At 64.1% G+C, this 19,736-nt stretch carries 20 protein-coding genes and 1 tRNA gene; 18 read left to right on the top strand and 3 right to left on the bottom strand.

Going from position 1 to position 19,736, the window contains the following annotated elements:
- Nucleotides 1-4: 4 nt before the first annotated feature.
- The 14 genes from XH79_RS34870 (at nt 5) to XH79_RS34805 (ending at nt 13,464) form a co-directional block, all read left to right on the top strand.
- On the top strand, nt 5-616 hold the full coding sequence (locus XH79_RS34870; RefSeq protein WP_271584623.1) for a hypothetical protein: 612 nt from the start codon (nt 5-7) through the stop codon (nt 614-616).
- Nucleotides 613-1,650: an aminoglycoside phosphotransferase family protein gene (locus XH79_RS34865; protein ID WP_271584622.1), complete on the top strand. Its 1,038-nt coding sequence runs from the start codon at nt 613-615 to the stop codon at nt 1,648-1,650. The genes XH79_RS34870 and XH79_RS34865 overlap by 4 nt, the downstream gene beginning before the upstream one ends.
- Nucleotides 1,625-2,473 (top strand): transketolase, encoded by an 849-nt coding sequence (locus tag XH79_RS34860; protein ID WP_271584621.1) that lies wholly within the window; start codon nt 1,625-1,627, stop codon nt 2,471-2,473. The genes XH79_RS34865 and XH79_RS34860 overlap by 26 nt, the downstream gene beginning before the upstream one ends.
- Nucleotides 2,474-2,483: 10 nt before the next feature.
- Nucleotides 2,484-3,443, top strand: coding sequence for a transketolase family protein (locus XH79_RS34855; RefSeq protein ID WP_271584620.1), 960 nt, complete (start codon nt 2,484-2,486; stop codon nt 3,441-3,443).
- A gap of 8 nt (nt 3,444-3,451) precedes the next feature.
- Nucleotides 3,452-4,558: a DegT/DnrJ/EryC1/StrS family aminotransferase gene (locus XH79_RS34850; protein WP_211406485.1), complete on the top strand. Its 1,107-nt coding sequence runs from the start codon at nt 3,452-3,454 to the stop codon at nt 4,556-4,558.
- Nucleotides 4,548-5,666 carry a DegT/DnrJ/EryC1/StrS family aminotransferase gene (locus XH79_RS34845; protein WP_271584619.1) on the top strand — a complete coding sequence of 373 codons (1,119 nt, stop codon included), beginning with the start codon at nt 4,548-4,550 and terminating at the stop codon, nt 5,664-5,666. The genes XH79_RS34850 and XH79_RS34845 overlap by 11 nt, the downstream gene beginning before the upstream one ends.
- Complete coding sequence (locus tag XH79_RS34840; RefSeq protein ID WP_271584618.1) at nt 5,663-6,469, top strand: sporadic carbohydrate cluster 2OG-Fe(II) oxygenase; 807 nt, start codon at nt 5,663-5,665, stop codon at nt 6,467-6,469. The genes XH79_RS34845 and XH79_RS34840 overlap by 4 nt, the downstream gene beginning before the upstream one ends.
- On the top strand, nt 6,462-6,854 hold the full coding sequence (locus XH79_RS34835; RefSeq protein WP_271584617.1) for an LIC12192 family sporadic carbohydrate cluster protein: 393 nt from the start codon (nt 6,462-6,464) through the stop codon (nt 6,852-6,854). Before XH79_RS34840 ends, XH79_RS34835 begins: the two co-directional genes overlap by 8 nt.
- 25 nt (nt 6,855-6,879) lie before the next feature.
- Nucleotides 6,880-7,545, top strand: a complete 666-nt coding sequence (locus XH79_RS34830) for a class I SAM-dependent methyltransferase (RefSeq protein ID WP_271584616.1) — start codon at nt 6,880-6,882, stop codon at nt 7,543-7,545.
- Nucleotides 7,523-8,110 carry a WbuC family cupin fold metalloprotein gene (locus tag XH79_RS34825; protein WP_271584615.1) on the top strand — a complete coding sequence of 196 codons (588 nt, stop codon included), beginning with the start codon at nt 7,523-7,525 and terminating at the stop codon, nt 8,108-8,110. The genes XH79_RS34830 and XH79_RS34825 overlap by 23 nt, the downstream gene beginning before the upstream one ends.
- A 35-nt stretch (nt 8,111-8,145) precedes the next feature.
- On the top strand, nt 8,146-9,873 hold the full coding sequence (locus XH79_RS34820; RefSeq protein ID WP_271584614.1) for a hypothetical protein: 1,728 nt from the start codon (nt 8,146-8,148) through the stop codon (nt 9,871-9,873).
- A gap of 137 nt (nt 9,874-10,010) precedes the next feature.
- Nucleotides 10,011-11,228, top strand: coding sequence for a class I SAM-dependent methyltransferase (locus XH79_RS34815; protein WP_271584613.1), 1,218 nt, complete (start codon nt 10,011-10,013; stop codon nt 11,226-11,228).
- Nucleotides 11,221-12,426 (top strand): class I SAM-dependent methyltransferase, encoded by a 1,206-nt coding sequence (locus XH79_RS34810; protein WP_271584612.1) that lies wholly within the window; start codon nt 11,221-11,223, stop codon nt 12,424-12,426. Before XH79_RS34815 ends, XH79_RS34810 begins: the two co-directional genes overlap by 8 nt.
- Before the next feature lie 3 nt (nt 12,427-12,429).
- A complete protein-coding gene (locus XH79_RS34805) occupies nt 12,430-13,464 on the top strand; it encodes a Gfo/Idh/MocA family protein (protein WP_271584611.1) in 1,035 nt (344 codons plus the stop codon).
- On the opposite strand, the gene XH79_RS34800 is transcribed toward XH79_RS34805, so the two are convergent.
- Entirely contained in the window at nt 13,454-15,115 is a 1,662-nt protein-coding gene (locus tag XH79_RS34800; RefSeq protein ID WP_271584610.1) for a hypothetical protein, read from the bottom strand. The genes XH79_RS34805 and XH79_RS34800 overlap by 11 nt on opposite strands.
- A 175-nt stretch (nt 15,116-15,290) precedes the next feature.
- Between XH79_RS34800 and XH79_RS34795 the strand changes: the two genes are divergently transcribed.
- The 3 genes from XH79_RS34795 to XH79_RS34785 all read left to right on the top strand — a co-directional run bounded on the left by XH79_RS34795 (nt 15,291) and on the right by XH79_RS34785 (nt 17,197).
- On the top strand, nt 15,291-15,797 hold the full coding sequence (locus tag XH79_RS34795; protein WP_271584609.1) for a hypothetical protein: 507 nt from the start codon (nt 15,291-15,293) through the stop codon (nt 15,795-15,797).
- 7 nt (nt 15,798-15,804) lie between these two features.
- A complete protein-coding gene (locus XH79_RS34790) occupies nt 15,805-16,311 on the top strand; it encodes a hypothetical protein (RefSeq protein WP_271584608.1) in 507 nt (168 codons plus the stop codon).
- A 124-nt stretch (nt 16,312-16,435) separates the two neighbouring features.
- Entirely contained in the window at nt 16,436-17,197 is a 762-nt protein-coding gene (locus tag XH79_RS34785; RefSeq protein ID WP_271584607.1) for a glycosyltransferase family 2 protein, read from the top strand.
- 93 nt (nt 17,198-17,290) lie between these two features.
- Here XH79_RS34785 and XH79_RS34780 read toward each other — a convergent pair.
- Nucleotides 17,291-17,366: transfer RNA gene (locus XH79_RS34780), tRNA-Trp, on the bottom strand.
- A gap of 148 nt (nt 17,367-17,514) precedes the next feature.
- Between XH79_RS34780 and XH79_RS34775 the strand changes: the two genes are divergently transcribed.
- Nucleotides 17,515-18,741, top strand: a complete 1,227-nt coding sequence (locus XH79_RS34775) for a serine hydrolase domain-containing protein (protein WP_271584606.1) — start codon at nt 17,515-17,517, stop codon at nt 18,739-18,741.
- A gap of 191 nt (nt 18,742-18,932) precedes the next feature.
- On the opposite strand, the gene XH79_RS34770 is transcribed toward XH79_RS34775, so the two are convergent.
- On the bottom strand, nt 18,933-19,700 hold the full coding sequence (locus XH79_RS34770) for an SDR family NAD(P)-dependent oxidoreductase (protein ID WP_212346002.1): 768 nt from the start codon (nt 19,698-19,700) through the stop codon (nt 18,933-18,935).
- Between the last annotated feature and the right edge of the window lie 36 nt (nt 19,701-19,736).

The raw sequence follows: 19,736 nt of genomic DNA, 5'->3' as shown, positions 1-19,736 counted from the left end.
CGGCGTGCGGATCGGCATCGATTTCGACAACACGATCATCTGCTACGACAAGGTCTTTGCCGCCGCGGCGCGCCAGCGCGACCTGGTGCCGGAGGGCTGGGAGGGGCTGAAGACCGATGTGCGGGATTACTTGCGATCCCGCACGGGCGGCGAGCTCGCCTGGCAGGGCCTGCAAGGCTTCGTCTACGGCAAGGGCATTGGCGGCGCCGAAATCTATCCGGGCGTGCGGGAATTCCTGGCGGCGTGCCGACAGGCCGGCGCGAAGGTGTACATCGTCAGCCACAAAACCCGATACGGTCATCAGGACCCCGACCACACCGACCTGCGCGAGGCCGCACGCGGCTGGCTGCGTGGTGCCGGCCTGATCGACGCTGCGGATGCGGCGGTGGCCGCCGGCGACGTCTATTTCGAGGACACGATGGCCGCCAAGGTCGAGCGGCTCGCGAGCCTGGAGCTCGACGTCTTCATCGACGATCTCGTCGAGGTCTTCGAGCAACCGCATTTCCCGAAGAGCACGCGATCGATCCTGTTCACGCTTTCACAGCCCCCGCACCCCGGACATTGCAAGCCGATCGCGACATGGGCCGGCATCCGCAACGAAGTGTTTGCCTCATGAGCGAGCCCGACATCAGCGCAGCGGATGCGATGGCGATCGGCAGCCGTCTGGCAGGTGCTCCGGTCGCGGCCGCCCAACCGGCGCGGTCCGGCGGCAACAACAGGGTGTTTCGGCTGGAGATGGCAAAGGGACCTGCCCTCGCCCTCAAGCACTATCCGTCCGACGGACGCGATCGCCTGGGACAGGAATATGACGCGCTCTCGTTTCTGTCGCGCCACGGCATCATGTCGACACCGCGCCCGATCGCGAAGGATGCGGGCGCGTTCTGTGCGCTGTATCAATGGTTCGACGGCGAGGCGGCGGTGCTGCGCCCGCAGGACGGCGATGCGGATCAGCTGGCCGATTTCCTGATCGAGCTGCAGAAACTGCGCGACGCCAACGGCGCGCAGACTCTGCGGAACGCTTCGGCCAGCATCTTCTCGCCCGAGGAGGCGATCGCCCAGTACGAGCAGCGCCTGGACGGACTGAGACGGACTTCGGATGATCATCCGGAGCTGCGCGCATTCATCGACGGCAGCCTGGTGCCCAGCACGTCCCTTGCGATCCGGAAGCTGCGCCTGCGCTACGCGGAACTCGGCCTGGATTCCGCAGCGGATCTTGCGCCCGCGCATCGCGCATTGAGCCCGTCCGATTTCGGGCTGCACAATGCCCTGCGCGGCGAAGACGGCGGGCTGCTATTCATCGACTTCGAGTATTTCGGCTGGGACGATCCGGTCAAGCTCGTGTCCGACACCGCGCTTCACCCCGGTAGTGATCTGCCCGAAGCCAAAGCAAATCGGTTGACCGAACGCCTCACGCAAGCTTTCGCGGCTAGGGATGACGCGTTTGCGATCCGCCGTGACGTACTGTATCCTGTGTTCGGGGCGATCTGGTGCCTGATTGTCCTGAATGCTTACTTGCCGGAAAGCCGCTCCCGACGCGCATTGGCCGCGCAAGGTGGCGATCTGACGGCCCGCCTCGCCGGTCAGCTCGACAAAGCGCGCCGGCTCCACCAAACGATTTGCCAACGTGATCCAGATCTCACCCCACGCTGAAGCCGCCCTCACCTGCACGCTGGACGAGCGCAGCCTGTATTTGCGCCGTCTGGTGCTCGGTTCTGTCCGTTCTGCGGGACGCGGACATGTCGGACCCGCCCTGTCGCTGATCGAGATGGTCCGCGTGCTCTACGATGACGTGCTGCGGATCGATCCGAAGAATCCGCGCGATCCCAATCGCGACCGCGCCATCCTCAGCAAGGGACACGGTTGTCTCGCGCTCTACGCGCTGCTGGCCGATCGCGGCTTCTTCCCGCTGTCGGAGCTGGATGGTTTTTGCGGCCCCGACAGCATCCTGGGCGGACATCCCGAATACGGCATGGTGCCGGGGGTCGAGGCGTCGACCGGCGCGCTCGGACACGGCCTCTCGATCGGCGTCGGCCTTGCGCTGGCTGCACGCATGCGCGAGCGCAGCTACCGGACCTTCGTCCTGCTCGGCGACGGCGAGATCAATGAAGGATCGGTGTGGGAAGCTGCGATGGGCGCGGCCAAGCACGGGCTCGACAACCTGGTCGCAATGATCGACTACAACAAGCTGCAGAGCTACGGGCCCACCGACTACGTGCTGCCGCTGGAGCCGCTCGCGGACAAGTGGCGCAGCTTCGGCTTCGCCGTGCAGGAGGTCAACGGCCACGACGTCGGCGCCCTGCACAGCGTGCTGAAGCAGGTCCCGGCCGTTGCGGGCAAACCCACCGCCATCATCTGCCATACCGTCAAGGGCAAGGGTCTTCCGGCGGCGGAATCCAACGCCGATTGGCATCACAAGAACAAGCTGACCGACAGCGAGCTCGACGCCATCCGCGTTGCTGTCGGCGATTTTTGATCGGCTCCCCATGCGCAACACCGCGATGAACATGGTCCACAAGCTCGCCGCGCGCGACGAGCGTGTGCTTTACATCGGCTCCGATCCCGGCGCCGGCACGCTGCGCGCGATGAGCAAGGAGTTTCCCAAGCGCCACCTGATCGAGGGTATCTCGGAAGCGCACATCATCGGCATGTCGGCCGGCCTCGCGATGGAAGGTTTTGTGCCTTACGTGAACACCATCGCGACCTTCCTGACGCGGCGCTGCTACGAGCAGGTCGCGGTCGACCTCTGTCTGCACAATCTGCCGGTGCGGCTGATCGCAAACGGCGGCGGCCTCGTCTATGCGCCGCTCGGCCCCACCCACCAGGCGATCGAGGACATCGCCATCATGCGGGCGCTGCCGAACATGACGGTGATCTGCCCGTGCGACGCCGACGAGGCGGCGCGCATGATGGAGCATACACTGGACTGGAAGGGTCCGATCTACATCCGGCTCGGCAAGGGCGGTGACGCCATCGTCTCCAAGGCCGAGCACGGCTTCGAGATCGGCAAGGCCATCCTGATGCGGCCGCCCGGCGACGTCCTCATGGTCACCACCGGCATCATGCTCCAGCGCGCCCTCGCCGCGGCCGACCTGCTGGCCGCGCAAGGCATCCGTGCCGGCATCCTGCACATGCACACCGTCAAGCCGCTCGACACCGAGGCGCTGCTGCAGGCGGTGCGCGCGACGCGCCTGCTCGTGACGCTCGAGGAGCACGTCCCCTCCGGCGGCCTCGGCAGCGCGGTCGCGGAGACGCTGATCGACAAGCTCGGATCGGGCCTGCCCGCGATGCTGCGGCTGTCGCTGCCGGATCGCTTCATGCACAATTACGGCTCGCAGGACTCGCTGCTGAAGAAGCACGGGCTCTCCGCCAACGCCATTGCGACCTCGATCGAGCATGCGCTCGCGGCGCCGCGCACCTCCTCTCCTCAACTTCATTCCACCTGACGGGTCACATGTACGACGTTCGATATTCCTATCTGCTCGAGCAATTCGCCGATCCCGCACCGATCCTCGCCGAGATCGGCCGCCTGGTGGCGACCGGTGACTTCACCCTTGGCAAGCCCGTCGCCGAATTCGAGAAGCGCTTTGCCGAGCTGATCGGCGTGCGTCACGCCATCGGCGTCGGATCAGGCACCGATGCGCTCAAGCTGCCGCTCAAGGCGCTCGGCATCGGCCATGGCGACGAGGTCATCACCGCGGCCAACACCTTCATCGCTACCGTCGGCGCGATCGCGGAGACCGGCGCGACGCCGGTGCTGGTCGACTGCGACGATTCCTTCTGCATGAACGTCGACTATGTCGAGGCCGCGATCACCGAGAAGACCAAGGCGATCATGCCGGTTCAGTTGACCGGCGAGGTCACCGACATGGGCAAGCTGATGGCGATCGCCCAGCGCCACAACATTCCCGTGGTCGAGGATGCCTGCCAGGGCATCCTGTCGGAGTTCGCGGGAAAGCGCTCCGGCACCCACGGCATCGCGGCGGGCTTTTCGCTCCATCCGCTCAAGAACCTCAACGTCTGGGGCGATGCCGGCGTCGTCGTCACCAATGACGACGGGATGAACGAGAAGCTCCGCCTGATCCGCAACCACGGCATGAAGAACCGCGACGAGATCGCGATCCTCGGCTGCAATTCGCGGCTCGATTCCTTGCAGGCCGTCGTCGGCAACTGGCTGATCGGCCAGACCAGCGAGATCACGCGGCGCCGGATCGAGAACGCGGCCTATTACGATGCGGGTCTCGCCGGCCTGCCCGGCCTGCGCGTTCCGCCGCGCCGCCCCAACGTGAAGCACGTCTACCATCTCTACATGGTGTTCGCCGAACGCCGCGACGAGCTCTACAAGTACTGCCTGGACAACGGCATCGAGGCCAAGATCCACTATCCGATCCCGCTGTATCAGCAGGAAGGCCTCAAGCATCTCGGTTACGCGCCGGGCACGTTCCCGGTCACCGACCGCCATGCCAAGGAAGTCATCAGCTTCCCGGTCGACCAGCACCTGACGCGCGCCCAGCAGGACCGCGTCATCGAGACCGTCCGGAAGTTCTGCCATGGACGCTGACACCGGCCGCCGGCGCATCGGTTACGTCAATCTTCCCGCGCAATTCGAGGAAGAGCGCGCCGAGATCATGCAGGCGGTGGAGGGCGTGTTTTCCCGCGGCGATTTCATCGGTGGCGCAGCGGTCGGGAGGCTCGAAGAAGAGTTGTCCGCCTATCTCGGCTCGCCGCATGTGGTGACGCTGAATTCCGGCACCGACGCGCTGATCCTCGCCATGCGGGCGCTCGACATCGGTCCCGGCGACGAGGTCATCACGCCGCCGAATTCGTTCGTGGCCTCGACCGCCGCGATCATCGCGGTCGGCGCCACGCCGGTCTTTGCGGACGTGCTACCGGACCAGAACATCGATCCCGCCGCAGTCGAGGCCGCGGTCACACCGCGCACCAAGGCCATCATGCCGGTGCACCTGACCGGCCGCATGGCCGACATGAACCCGCTGATGGCGATCGCGAGCAAGCACGCTCTCGCCGTGATCGAGGACAGCGCGCAAGCCGTCGGCTCGACCTATGACGGGCGCATGAGCGGCACCATCGGAACGTTCGGCTGCTTCTCCGCGCATCCCCTGAAGAATCTCAATGCCGCGGGCGATGCCGGCTTCCTCGTCACCGCCGACGCCGAGCTTGCCGCAAGAATCCGCCGGCTGCGCAATCACGGCCTGATCAACCGCAGCGACGTCCAGGAATGGGGCCTCGTGTCGCGGCTCGACACGCTGCAGGCCGAGGTGCTTCGCATTCGTCTGCGCCACCTGCCCTCGGTGATCGAACGCCGGCGGCGCAACGCTGCGCAATACCGCGCCGAGCTCGCGGGCCTGCCGCTGTTCATCCCGCCCTGCCGCAACATCGAGTTCAACACCTTCCACACCTTCGTCGTGCAGACCGAGCGTCGCAACGATTTCCAGAAATATCTCGCCGACAAGGGCATCGAGACCGCGATTCACTATCCGGTCCCGATCCATCTGCAGCCGGCGGCAGCGCATCTGGGTCACGGTCGCGGCGCGTTTCCGGTCACCGAGCGGCAGGCGGACCAGATCCTCACCCTTCCCATCAACCAGTTCCTCTCGGCCGCCGATATCAGCCATATCTGCGCGACCGCGCGGGAGTACTTTGCATGACGGATACCGACTTCCTCGGGGCCGATGAGCAGGCGCTGGCGCAGCGCTTCATCGACGACGGCTTCGTCACCACGCCGGCTGACGACCGCGCCGGGCTCGACCGCATCCAGCGGCGCGCCGCCGAGCTCGCAGCGGACTATCTCAAGCTGCCGCACAGCAACGATCCCTATGCGATGCTCGACACCATCCACACGCGCGTGAGCGTGGATGATCTCAACGGACTGCGGCTGCACGTCTTCAACGGCCTCAACGCAGAGCCCTGGTTCCGGCCGACCTATTTCCGTCTGGCGCGCTCGACGATCGAGACCATCGTCGGCAACGAGCTCTGCATGCAGCGCCGCGTCAATCTCAGCATCCAGCTGCCCGGCGACGATTCGTCCCTGCTCGCCACCCATTCCGACGTCTGGTCGGGCGACTCGCCGTTCGAGGTCGTGGTGTGGGTGCCGCTGGTCGACGTCCGCCGCACTAAAGCGATGTATCTGCTGCCGCCGTCCCAGAACGGCGACATGCAGGACCGGATGGCAAGCCTGCGCAGCGCCGAGGAGCTGTACAAGACCATCAAGCCGCACGCGACCTTCATCGAGATTCCCTACGGTCACGTGATGCTGTTCAACCAGACCTTGATGCACGGCAATCGCGTCAACGAGGAGCCCGGCACGCGCTGGAGCATGAACTGTCGGTTCAAGAGCATCATGTCGCCCTACGCGGACAAGCGCTTCGGCGAGTTCTTCGAGCCGATCCTGCTGCGTCCGGCGACGCGGGTCGGCATGCAATACAAGCTGCCGGGAGGCTTCCATGGCTGAGCGAGCAGGCCACCGCGGCTATATCGGCGCCCGGCCACTGAACGGCAGCCGCACCCCGCAGCACGTCCAGAACATCGTGATCCGCGACTATGCGCGGCGCAAGAACCTGCAATATCTGCTCAGCGCCGTCGAGCACATCATGCCCGGCAGCTACATGGTGCTCGAGGACATCCTGGACGAGCTGCCCCGCCTGAACGGCCTGATCCTCTACAGCATCTTCATGCTGCCGCCCGATGAGGCACGGCGACGGGAGATCTATGACCGCGTGCTGCGCGAAGGCTGCGATCTGCATGCGGCCGTGGAGGAGATCACGCTCTCGTCGCAGAAGGACATTCGGGCCGTCGAGGACATCCTGCTCGTCAACAAATTCGCGACCATCCTGTGACGATGCCGCGATCCGGTTAACGACCATGGCCGAGATCAACCTGCTCCAGCCGATGCACGCGTCGACCAGGCGGAACTACGTTCAACGCGTGGTCGAGCATGACAAGGCGGAATCGGCGACAGTCGCCAGGCAATGGGGACGCGACTACTGGGATGGCGACCGGCGCTACGGCTACGGCGGATATCGCTACGACGGAAGGTGGCGCCCGCTCGCCCAGACCCTGATCGACCGGTATGGCATCAAGCCCGGCATGAGCGTGCTCGATGTCGGCTGCGGCAAGGGCTATCTGCTGTACGAGTTCACCCAGCTCGTCCCCGACCTCACGATCGCCGGCATCGACATCTCCGATTACGGCATCGCCAATGCGAAGGAGGAGGTGCGGCCGCACCTGAGGGTCGGCAGCGCCGTCGCGCTCCCCTACCCCGACCACAGCTTCGACCTCGTGGTGTCGCTCGGCGTGCTGCACAACCTTGCACTCGAGGACGTCTTCCGCGCGGTGGGCGAGATCGAGCGCGTCGGACGCGGCGCCTCGAAATATCTGATGGTCGAATCGTTCCGCAACGAGCGCGAGAAGGCGAACCTCCTCTACTGGCAGCTCACCTGCCTGAGCTTCCATGGTCCGGAAACATGGGCCTGGATCTATGACAAATGCGGCTATCGGGGCGACCATGGGTTCATCTTCTTCGAATGAGACGGCGCGTTCGCGCCCGCCGACCTCGCTGCGCGCGCAAAATCCGGAAGTCTATTATTCCGACGACGCCATCGTCACGGCGGACGATGCCACGATCGCGGAGCTGAAGCGCATCGCCGCCGGCAACCCGCGCCTGCGTAGCCGGCTGTGCACGCATCCCGATCCCTCGTCCGGTTTGCACGAGATGCTCATCGTGCATCACCGCGAGGCCTATGTCCGGCCCCACAAGCATCTTGGCAAACCTGAATCGTTTCACGTGATCGAGGGCACCGCTCAGGTCATCATCTTCGAGGATGACGGCCGCATTCGCGAGGTGCTCGAGATGGCCCCCTACGGCCAGGGCAAGCGCTGCTATTACCGCATGCCGGAAAAGGTCTTCCACTCGATCCTGATCACCTCGGAATGGCTGGTGTTTCACGAAACCACCGCCGGCCCGTTCGATCCGGCTCGCACGGCCTTTCCCGATTGGGCCCCCGATGGCAGCGACGCTGCCGCGGTGCAGGACTACGTGACGAGGATCGGTGCGCTCGCCGCGGAGAAGCTGGCCGGGCAAGGCAACGCATAGCCGTGATCGGCCCTGACAGTTCCGACGATCTTCACATGAAGGCCGGCTCAGACGCAGCGACTGCCCGATCACACGCTCGATTGGGCATCGGATATGTCTGGCTGGCCATGGCTATCGCTGTTGTCACGAGCCTGCCTGCACTGTTCGCGCGTGAGGTCTTCGGCGACGACTGGACGGTCTATTACATCTATTGGACCCAGGATGTAGCCGGCCTTTCCCGCGTGCTGTGGGAGTCGGCCCACGCCGGCTTCGCAATTCCCATGACGCTGTATGTCGTGCTGCTCCACGACATGCCCGACGTCGCCGCGCGGTTCGCCGGGTTGGGCTGCCACGTTGTGAACGGCATATTGCTCTACTCTATCCTCTCGCGATCATCCCATACGAAACGCATCGCTGGATTTTTCACGGCCCTCTACTTGCTCAGCCCGTTCTACGCAATTCGCCTGACGCAAAATGCAGTCTACGACTTCTTCCTGGTCTTCTATTTGTTGTCCTACGAATTGTCCTATTCGAAGGTACGAGCGCTTCGATGGGCGGCGCCGTTCAGTCTGCTTTTCTCATTGTCGCTCGAGACCCTGATCGCCCTTGAGCCGCTCCGCGTCGTGCTGGCCCGATCTGCCGGCGAGCGTTGGACGCGGACGCTCGTGCGTCTTGCCCCGTTCTGGCTGGCCGTCGCGGCCATGATCGTGCTGCGCCTGACGATTCTGGGGAAGAGCGGCCACTATGCCGGACAGTATAGTTTCGCGCCTGACATTGCCGTCATAAGGCAGGCACTGGCTAATCACCTCATGGCCTTCCCGAGCGGGCTCGAATACGCTTACTTTCAAGGGTTTGCGTTTCTAGGCTATCGCCTCTCGACCGTGGTGATACTGGCCGCCATGGTCGTGTTCGTTCTGCTCTCTTCAGCAGCATCGTCGACGCCTTGGAGGCTCAAAACCCATGCGTCGACCAGAAGCGCGCTGATATTGTTCCTGTTGGGAGCCGCGATGGCGCTCCTTGGCGCCGCGCCCTACGCGCTTGCCGGCCTTTACGGCGATGTGACGCGGGGCGAAACGAGACTGCTGTTTCCGTCGCAATTCGGCATCTTGATACTGGTGGCGGCCCTGGTGCAGTCGATTACAGTACAGCGTGAACGTGCAGCAGCCGCCGGTGGCGTGATCGCGATCTTCGCACTCTCGATGGCGCACGATTCCAAATGGCTGCTGTATGACGGGCTGGTTACCAGCGATATGCAGCGGCAAGTTCGCGCAGCCTTGCTCGCGGATCCCGAACCCAAGGTCGTGAAGCTCCAGGTCCCGGACAGCCACATCATCTCGTTCCGCTCGCGTTGCCTGGGGGCCAGTGACATGAATGTCGCACAAGCGACACTGCGTGACGAAAGTCGCGCGCGATCGTTTGTCTACACCGACTATTGCGGGGATTTCACGCCGCCTGGTGAAGTCTCGCGCGGTAGATGCTCGATTTCCTACCTCGAATTCCTTCCCTGCCCGCCACGCCTGGAGACCTGGCGGTATCGTGCGGCGCCTGGAATTCCGCCACCCGACAAGATGGGCCTGTTCGAACTCCTGGGGGCGGTCCTCGAGGACGCCCCCTCGGCCATCGAAGGTCGCGGCGAGCTCATGCAGTTGAAGGACGGAACGCCAACCCCCTTGGCAAGAGCCGAATATCGGCCGCCCTGCCGGCGCTCTGGCGTTCGTGGAGCGGCATGGCTTCTGGCTCTTCCTTCACCGGCTTGCGACGAATCGGAACTCGGAGTTCAGTAGGGCACGCACTTGAACACCTGTCTGAGGCCGGCAACTAAAGAATTGTAGCGTGGTCCCGGGCATTATATAGCCCTGTTTGCGCCGCGTTTGCCTGGGCGCGGAAGTCCCCTCGTACTCCTTGCACAGAGCCAAACACAGTGACCGACCATTGCCGCCTCTGCCATTCGACCGACCTGCGACCGGTCATCGACCTTGGATTGATGCCGATTGCACATCGGCTTCGACACAGTCGGAACGAACAGGAGGAACGGTACCCGTTCGAGGTGCTTGCCTGCGGCGAGTGCGGCCTGCCTCAGATCGTCAAGCCGATCGATCCCGACATCCTGTATCGGCAGTTCAACTACAATTTCAGCAGCTGGAAGCCCGAGCCGCACCAGGTCGACGAGCTCGATACCATCGCGAAATTCTCGAGCCACCAATCCGTGTTCGAGATCGGCTGCAACGACGGCCTGTTCATGGACAAGCTGCGCGAACGCGGCGCGAAGGTCCTGGTCGGCGTGGAGCCCAACCCGGTGTCGGGCAAGATCGCCCGCGAGCGCGGCATCAAGGTCTATGCCGACATGATCAGCCCGGCGATGTGTCACGACGCCGTGGCGCAGACCGGCAAGTTCGATCTCGTCGTCTCGCGCCAGGTGCTGGAACACATCGTGGATTTCGAGAACTTTTTCGATTGCGTGAAGATCGCGCTCAAGGACGACGGGCTGCTGTTCATCGACGTGCCCGACTTTGATCCTGGCTCGACTGCCGGAGACCTCTCCGTCCTCTGGGAGGAGCACGTCAGCTATTTCACCGAGCCGACCCTGCTCGCCCTGCTGGCGCGCCACGGCTTCGAAGCGGTGTCCGTGAAGAAGTATAATTTCAGCGGCGGCAGCCTCGCGATCGCAGCCCGCCGCGCTGCGCACAAGGTGACGCCTCCGCCCGCCCCAGCCGGTGTCGGCGAGAAATTCGGTCAGCGTGCGAGGGAGTATGGCGCACGCCTCCGACCGATCCTCGCCAAGGCCCGCGCCAGCGGCGCCGAGATCGCCATCTACGGCGCAGGTTGCCGCGCCTGCACCTTCACCAATGCGCACGAACTGGCGGATCTCATCGACCTCTCGGTCGACGACCAGACGGAACGCCAAGGGTTGTTCCTGCCGGGTACCGGGATCCCGATCCGCTCGCCGGAGGACCTCATCGGCAAGTCGAATGCGCTCGTCTGTCTGCTGGCCGTGAACCACGAGAACGAGGCCAAGGTCAGCAGCCGGCTGCGCGAGAGCGTGAAGCGCCCGCTGCACATCGTCTCCATCTTCGCGCCCTCCGATATCTGGAGCGAGCTCGATCGCCTCGAAGCGACCGCAGGGTCGCGGCATGGCTGACGACAAGCTCTTCAACTACTACGAACGTCAGAACGTCCTGCCGACGTTCGGGAATTTCAAGTCGGCCGCCGAACTCGATGCATATGCCAGCCAGCGGCGCGAGCTGTTTTCGGACAAGCTCGTGCTGCCGCCGCGGCTGTTCCGCGATGCCGAGGTGCTCGAATTCGGTCCTGATTCCGGTGAGAACGCCCTCGTGTTTGCCGGCTGGGGCGCGAATATGACGCTCGCCGAACCGAACCGGCATGCGCATCCGAAAATCGAGGCCTATTTCGCGCATTTCGGCCTGACCGAGCGCCTGCGCGAACTCGCATTGGCCGATGTCGAGGGATTTCGCGGCCAGCGCCGCTTCGATATCATCGATGCCGAGGGATTCATCTACACGGTGCAGCCGAGCGAGAAATGGCTCGGCATCTTCCACCGGCTGCTCAATCCGGACGGCTATGCCGTCGTTTCCTATTACGAACGCTATGGCGGATTCTTCGAACTCGCGCTCAAGGCGATCCATGCCGCCGGCAAGGCATTAACGGGCCGCCCGGCGCTGGAGACGGCGAAGTCACTGTTCGAGGCGAAGTGGAACAGCATTCCGCACACCCGCAGCTTCGAATCCTGGTTGATGGACGTGCTCGAAAATCCGTTCGTCCGATACCGGTACTTCCTCGATTCGGGCGCCCTTTGCACGGCTGCGCATGAGCAGGGGTTCGACATTCATTCGGCCTGGCCCGCCTATCGCGACAGCCTGGACGTCTACTGGCACAAGAAGGTCCTGTCGGCGGACGAGAAGCTGCGTCGCGCGACGCGCCACCTCGACCGCAGCCGCCTGAGCTTCCTCGGGGGACGGAAGCTTTATCTGGTCGGTCAAGCTGACGCTGTGAGCGCGATCTCGGCTTCGATCGAAGCGCTGGTGCTCGATGTCGACAGAATGATCGACGAGCCCTTCGGCGACAGCCTGCCCCGCGTGATCGCGAGCCTCGCTTCGTTACGCGAGACGATCCTGACGACGGACATTCTCGCCGACGATGCTTCCGACATCGAAGCCATCACCGCGACGCTCGACAGTTTCCATCGCATCTTCGGCGCGATCGCGCGGCGCGATGCGTCCGCGATCACCGCCCTCACCCAGTCAGACCCGGCGTTCATCAACACCTGGGGTCAGCCGGCGCATTTCCTCGTCGTCAGGAAGCGCCTCGAGGGATCGTAGCCAGTGAGGCCCGGCATTGGCATCATCGGGACAGGCATGGTCGGCCAGATGTGCCACCTCGCCAATTTCGCTGCCAATCCCGCCTGCCGCGTCGTCGCGATCGCCGATCTCCGGCCCGATCTGGCGGCCGCCGCCGCGCAGAAATTCGGCATCTCGCGGGTCTACGGCACGCACCGGGAACTGCTCGCGGATAGCGAGGTATCCGCCGTCATCGTCGTGACGAAGCGTCGCGCCACCGGCCCGATCGTGCTGGACGCGTTGAACAGCGGCCGGCACGTGCTGTCGGAGAAGCCGATGGCCTACACAACGGTTCAGGCCGCATCGCTGGTCGAAGCTGCGCGGCACCAGCAGCTCGTCTACAGCATCGGCTACATGAAGCGTCACGACGCCGGCGTAGCGCGCGCGCTGGCCCAGCTGGCGCGCCTGCGCACGGACGGCTCGCTCGGACGCGTCGTCGGCGCAAGAGGCTGGTGCTTCGGCGGCGACACCGGCCGATCGCACGACAACTTCGTCATGACCGGCGAAACCCGGCCGGACGGGCTTGAGCTCTGGCAGGATGGTCCCGACTGGATGCCGGGCACGCTACGGCCCGGCTACGACAACTTTCTGAACGTGTTCAGTCATATCATCAATCTCGCGCGCTACGTGCTCGGACCGTCGCCGACAGTCGCCGATAGCACCGTGGAGACCTCGGGAGCTGCGCGCATCACCCTCGATTTCGACGGCATCGCGTGCGCGCTGGACCTTGCGAACGGGACCAGGGGCGCTTGGCGCGAGGGACTGACGATCAATTTCGAGCGCGGGACCCTGACCATCGAATTGCCCGCTCCCTTCGCCGAAGAGGAGGCACAGGTCATCCTCGATCATGGCGGCGAATCCACGCGCTTGGAGCAAACAACCAGTTGGGCATTTCGGCGCCAATCCGATGCCTTCGTCTCCGATATCGTCCAACGACGGATGCCCCTTGCCTCCGGCGAAGACTCGATGATGGACATCGCGCTTGCGGAGGCGGTCTGGCAGCGGCGGGCTAGCGGCTAGGCGCGACATTCTCGCTGGCGCCGTTGAGCGGCGTGATTCCGGCGATTGGACCGACCTTGATCGTGACCTGCGCGAGCTGAGCCAGAAGCTCTGCAACGTCACAACGCGCCAGAAGCCGACACGTGTAGTACGTTCGCACCAATGCCCGGTCCGCCGCACCTCCAGAGCCCGCCTGCAACAAGATCGTCGCCTGCCGCCCCGAAGGATCGATATGACGGAACGCAGTTCCCGGAGCAACCCGCTTCTCCTCCATTTCCTGTAGGACGTCGGGCCGCTCGGCACCCAGGGCAAACCCGAAGAAGGGCTGATTGCCCCAGGCGAGGCGGAGCATACCGGTGACCTCGGCCAGGCCGAACGGCACATCCCGTGACGGACGGTCGAAGAAGCGGTCGTCAAGCGCGTAGACCGTCGCCGCGGGCTGGACTAGGCCGGCAAGGCCGCGTGTCAGAGCCTCCTGTTTCAGCGTTCTCGCCTGCATGAAGGTGTAATCGTTCCACAGCATTCCGAACCACAGTATCGTTGCCAATCCGAACAGGCTTGCAAAGGCGGCACTGGGGCCGATCCACCGTTCGGCCTGACGCTTGAACGCGAGTAGTGCCAGCGCCGCCGGCACACCGAACAGCAACAGATGACGGCTCTCATAGAAATGCGTGGAAGAGGGCCGCAGGCCGGCGATCAGATAGGGCGAGGACAATGCGAGAAACAAAACCACGGCCAGCACGAGCGGCAAGGCGATCGCGCGTCTGGGTGCAGTTGGCTCCGTGCCGGGACGCAGCAGCAGCAAGACGATGCCGACGAGCGCCGCAGCCAGGATGAAGGGCGCCGGGACCTGGATCGCCGCCCGGATCGCGTGGGCCACGACGTCCCTGTAGCCGGCGTCGAAGAACGCCCTCCATCCGTTCGACAATTCGTCGAGCGTCGGGAAATGGGCGTCATAGTGCTGCGCGTACAAACCAATGCGCTTGAACCAGATGCTAAGCGTGCCCGCATAGACCAGAGGAAGCACGATCAATTCCGGATAGCCCAAAGCGCAGCGCCAGGCTGCGAGCCAGGTGCGGCGAATGAATCCTTGCGCGACGGCTCCGCTCCGCCAATTTGCAACGAAGAGCCCAAGCATGACGCAGGCGTAGAGCACGACCGTCGAGTTGAGCGCGAAGCTGAGAAGGAATACGACCGCACAGGCCACGCGAAGCAAAACACGCCGCCACCCCCGGGTACTGAAAGCGAGCGTCAACAACCAAGCACCGACGAACAGAAGTCCAAAGCTGAAGACGTAGACCGCGTTCGCCTTTCCCGCCCAAAGCTGATAGCCGGGATAGGTCCAGACGATCAGCGCAAATCCAACCGCTTCGGTGCAATCGAGCAAGCCGAGCCGCATCGCCGTCAGCACCAGACAGGTCGCGCCGAAGACAACTCCAGCAAACGCCAACGATACCATCACGGCCACCGGGGCGCCCGTCCAATTCGCGAGCGTGTCGTAACTGTAGAAGATCGGATGGCCGGCGCCGTTGAGCAGGAAACCGATGTCGATGAAATAGTCCGGACGCGGCTTGAGCACGAACCAGTCGTCCATGAAGAGGCCGTCGTTCAGCAGCATCGGCGCGTGCGCGATCAGCAGCAGCGCCAGCAGAACGACTGTCGCGCGCAGCATTCCGGATGTGCTGGGAGAGGGAGGGGACGGCATCGGCAGCAAGAATTCGCATGCCTGCCTGGGCGCCGCAAGAGCCGGATACAGGATCTCGATTGGTCATTGACCCCCAAAATCCGACCTCCTATAGACACCGCGTAGGCTGGGCAGCACCGAGGCGTCCAAGGCGATTTCCGCGATGAACTTCCTACCGGGCCCGGCGCAGACCACTGCGATTTGTCTCAGTGTCGCGCTTCCGCTGCTGTTGCTGTGCTATGCACGTATCGCCGCCATTCGCGGAGCTGGCCGCCGTTTTCGGCTGGGCTGTCTCAGCGTGGTCGTACTTTTTGCGATCGCCTGCATCGCAATTCCGGGTCCAAGGCATCTCGACGACGTGGTCAGCGGCCTCTTCCTCCTGGCGACGGCGATGATGCTTTGCTACGTCCTGTTCAGCCTGCTGGCCTGGGGCTTTACCCTGACGCTGCTCACGGCGCTCGCCCGGGCCGGCTCTCCCCTGACCCTGGAGCAATGGGCTGCCGCCTACATGCAAGGGGGAGATCTCGGCACCTTCGCGCACAATCGATTGAAGCTGCTGATCGGTTCGGGAATGGTGATGATAGCCGACGGCAAATTGGCGCCGACGGCCAAGGGGCTTGCGGTGGCGCATCTCGTCAAGCTCGTTCGTTTCTCGACGGGGCTTGGATAACGCCACCATGTCATTCGCTGTCGGTTTCATCGCTGCCGTCGCATTTGCCATGCTGGCGCCTGTCCTGCAGTTCGTCGCTCGCGCTCGGGCATGGTCGCTTGCACCGGTGATCGTGCTCGCGATCGCCGCGATCGTTTCGCATCTTCTTAGCGTGCTGCTCGGCGTCTTGATCCTCCCGCAATTCCGCTATTGGGACGCCGCATCGATTTTCGGCTTTGGCGTCATGGGCTACGTTTTCGCCTTCGGCGCAGTCTACAAATCGGTCTCGCTGGACATCCTCTTGGGTCTTGCCGAGCGGCCCGGCCGGACGGCTCCGCTGTCCGACGTCGTGGAACGGCAAGTTCCAGCTCTGTTCCGCGGGCGCACCGGCATCCTGATAGACGGCGGTCTGGTCGAGCGGGTCGATTCGCGGTTTGCCGCGACGGCGGCAGGGCAGGTCATGGCGGGCCGGATCGGGCGGCTGCGGCGCGCCTTCGGCATCGGCGACACCGGACTCTACGATTTTGGGGAGTAGTTGCCCGAATGCAACGCAGTTGCGTTGACCTGACTGACGGGACCGATATTGTCGGCCGCATCCTGATCCCAGAGTTGTGGGTGGGGTTCCAACAGTACCGGTGGCCGGCAACGGCGGTATAGCAATGACACCTACCAAGGCGGCAAAACGGCTTACGATCGTCATCCCTGCTCTGAACGAGCAGGACAAGATCGCAGACACTATCGACGGCGTGCTGCCACTCGCACGCGAACTGCTGGACGATTTCGAGATCTTGCTGATCGACGACGGCAGCACCGACGCCACCGGCGCGATCATGGACGAATTCGCGGCCAGCGACCGGCGGATCACCGTTCATCATAACGCCGAGCGGCGGGGTGTCGGCGCCGGGTTTGAATACGCCCTGGCGCGCGCGAAATTCGATTCCATTACGCTGATCCCCGGCGATCACGCCTTCCAGAACGAAGGCATTGCCAGGATGTTCAAGGCGGTCGGCGCCGCCGACATGGTGATCACCTACCGCGACAATCAATCAGACCGTTCGGTCAACCGCTCGATCCAATCGCATTCGCTGCGCTTCATCCTGAACTGCCTGTTCGGCTTCTGGCTGTACGACTACCACAGCATGATCGTCTACCCCGTGAAATGGCTCCGCCAGATCGCAGTGAAGGCCGACGGCTATGGCTATCAGATCTGTGGGTTGATCTCGCTGCTCCAACTCGGCCTCACCTTCGTGCAGATTCCGGTCAGCCTGAACGCGGAGCTGAAAGGCTCTTCCCGTGCGCTGCGGCTGCGCACCTATCTCGAGCTCGGCGGGACGATCTTCTCGCTGCTCCGCCGCGTTCCCATCCGGCACGTCGATGTCAGCCAGACTCCCGTCGAAGCCGGCCGGACCTCCGCGCGCTGATCCACGGGCAAAGCCGATTGTAGCGGACAACAGCGGCCGCCGGGCATACTTATGCCCGCCCCGCCAGAATTCGACCTAAGTGATTGATTTTGCTGGCAGGAGTGGCAGGGCTCGAACCTGCGACCCCCGGTTTTGGAGACCGGTGCTCTACCAATTGAGCTACACTCCTACGAACCTGCGTCGCCGCGGCTCAGGGCCGCTTTCAAGCACAGGGGGCGACCGGATTGCAAGGGAGAAGCGCACAAGGGCCGCTTGTTCACAGTGCGACTTCTGGGCGACAGTTCGCTCCGAACGACAAGAACAACCCGGGAGCCCTCATGAACGCCGCCCAAGCCGCCCTTAAGCCCGCCTCCGCAGCCCAGACGCCGCCTTTGCCGGAAGCAAGGCCCGAGACACTGGGGCTGTCCCGCCCTCGCCTGCAGGCCATGTCGGACGCCTTCAAGCGTGAGATCGACAAGGAGACCGTCCCCGGCGTCACCGTGCTGGTGGCGAGGCGCGGCCAGGTCGGCTGGTTCGAGGCGCTCGGCAGGCAGAGCCCGGCGGGCACGGCGCCGATGGTGCGCGATTCGATCTTCCGGATCTTCTCGATGACCAAGCCGATCGTCTCGGTTGCGGTCATGGCGCTGGTCGAGGACGGCCACCTCCTGCTGGGCGATCCCGTGGCCAAGTTCATTCCGGAGTTCGCCGACCAGAAGGTCGGCGTGGTCAGCGGCAGCAGGATGGAGCTGGTTCCACCCAAGCGGGCGATGACGGTGCAGGATCTGCTCCGCCACACCTCCGGCCTCACCTATGAGCACCAGGGCGACGGGCCCGTGCACAAGCTCTACCAGGAGTCCCGCGTCCGCAGCCGCAAGATCACCAATGCCGAGCACGCAAGCCTGGTGGCGAGCTTCCCCCTCGTCTGCCACCCCGGCGATGAATTCAACTACAGCCGCTCCACCGACATCCTTGGCCGCATCATCGAGGTCGTCAGCGGCAAGTCGCTTGGTACGTTCCTCTCCGAGCGCGTGCTTGCGCCGCTGCAGATGGCCGAGACCGGCTTTGCGACCTCCGGGGCCAATGCCAACAGGCTCGCCGAGCCGTTCGCGGCCGATCCCTGGACCGGCGACAAGGTCGCCCTCTTCAACATGCTCGAGCAGCCGGTGATGGAATCCGGCGGCGGGGGTCTGGTCTCGACCACGATGGACTACGCCCGCTTCGCGCTGATGCTGCGCAACGGCGGCACGCTCGAGGGCAACAGGATCATCGGCCGCAAGTCGCTGGAGCTGATGACGTCCGATCATCTCGGGCCGTACGTTCAGACCAACGGCACCCTGCTGTCGCCCGGCCACGGCTTCGGCCTCGGCTTCGCGGTGCGCACGCAGGCCGGCATCGCCCCCTTCCCCGGCAGCGTCGGCCAGTATTTCTGGAGCGGCATCGCGGGGACGTTCTTCTGGATCGATCCGAAGGAGGACCTGTTCGCGGTGTTCATGACGCAGGGGCCAGGCCAGCGCGATTTTACGCGCACCCTGGTGCGAGATCTGGTTTACGCGGCGGTGGATTGAGGTGACTTCGCGCTCGTCGCGACGCCGCCTCCTCACACTCGCTGTCATGCCCCGGCTTGACCGGGGCATCCAGTACTCCGCGGCGGCAGTTCGTTCACACCGCTCCGGCCGCGGGATACTGGATCGCCCGCCTTCGCGGGCGATGACACCTGTTGTTAGGCGGGCTGCGTGCCCCTTCCCCAAGCAACGCCTCAGCTGATCGTCGCGCCGCCGTCGATCACCATGGTCTGGCCGGTCATGAAGTCGCCGGCCTTCGAACCCAGGAACACGGCTGCGCCGGCGATCTCGTCGGGGATGCCGATGCGCAGCAGCGGCGAGCGCGAGGTCGAGGCTTTCAGGTTCTCGGGATTGTCCCACAGCGCTTTGGCGAAGTCGGTCTTGATCAGGCCGGGCGCGATGCAGTTCACGCGGATGTTGTGCTTGCCGTATTCGCAAGCGAGGTTGCGCGCGAGCTGCATGTCGGCGGCTTTCGAGATCGCGTAGGCGCCGAGGATGGTCGAGCCCTTCAGGCCGCCGATCGAGGAGACGATGATGACCGAGCCGTCCTTGCGCTCGATCATCTGCGGCACCACCATCGAGATCAGCCAGTTGTTGGCGACGATGTTGTTGTCGAGAATCTTGCGGAACTGATCGTCGGAGATGCCGGCGAGCGGCCCGTAATACGGATTCGACGCGGCGTTGCAGACCAGCACGTCGATCTTGCCGAAGGCGCGGTTGCTCTCGTCGACGAGGTTTTGCAGGTTTTCCTTCGAGGAGATGTTCGCGGCGACCGCGACCGCGGTCCCCTTGCCGAACTTGTCGTTGATGTCTTTCGCGACCTGCTCGCAGACATCGGCCTTGCGCGAGGAGATCACGACCTTGGCGCCGTGCTCGGCCATGCGCTCGGCGATCGCGAGCCCGATGCCGCGCGTCGATCCCGTGATGACGGCGACTTTCCCCTTCATGTCGAACAAGGTCATGTTTCTCTCCCAAGATTGATCTTCGTATTCACATCG

It is taken from the genome of Bradyrhizobium sp. CCBAU 45389 (assembly GCF_028128625.1).
Lineage (GTDB): Bacteria > Pseudomonadota > Alphaproteobacteria > Rhizobiales > Xanthobacteraceae > Bradyrhizobium > Bradyrhizobium liaoningense_B.
The sequence above is the reverse complement of the archived record's forward strand: the minus strand, read 5'-3'. Positions and strand labels throughout refer to the sequence as shown.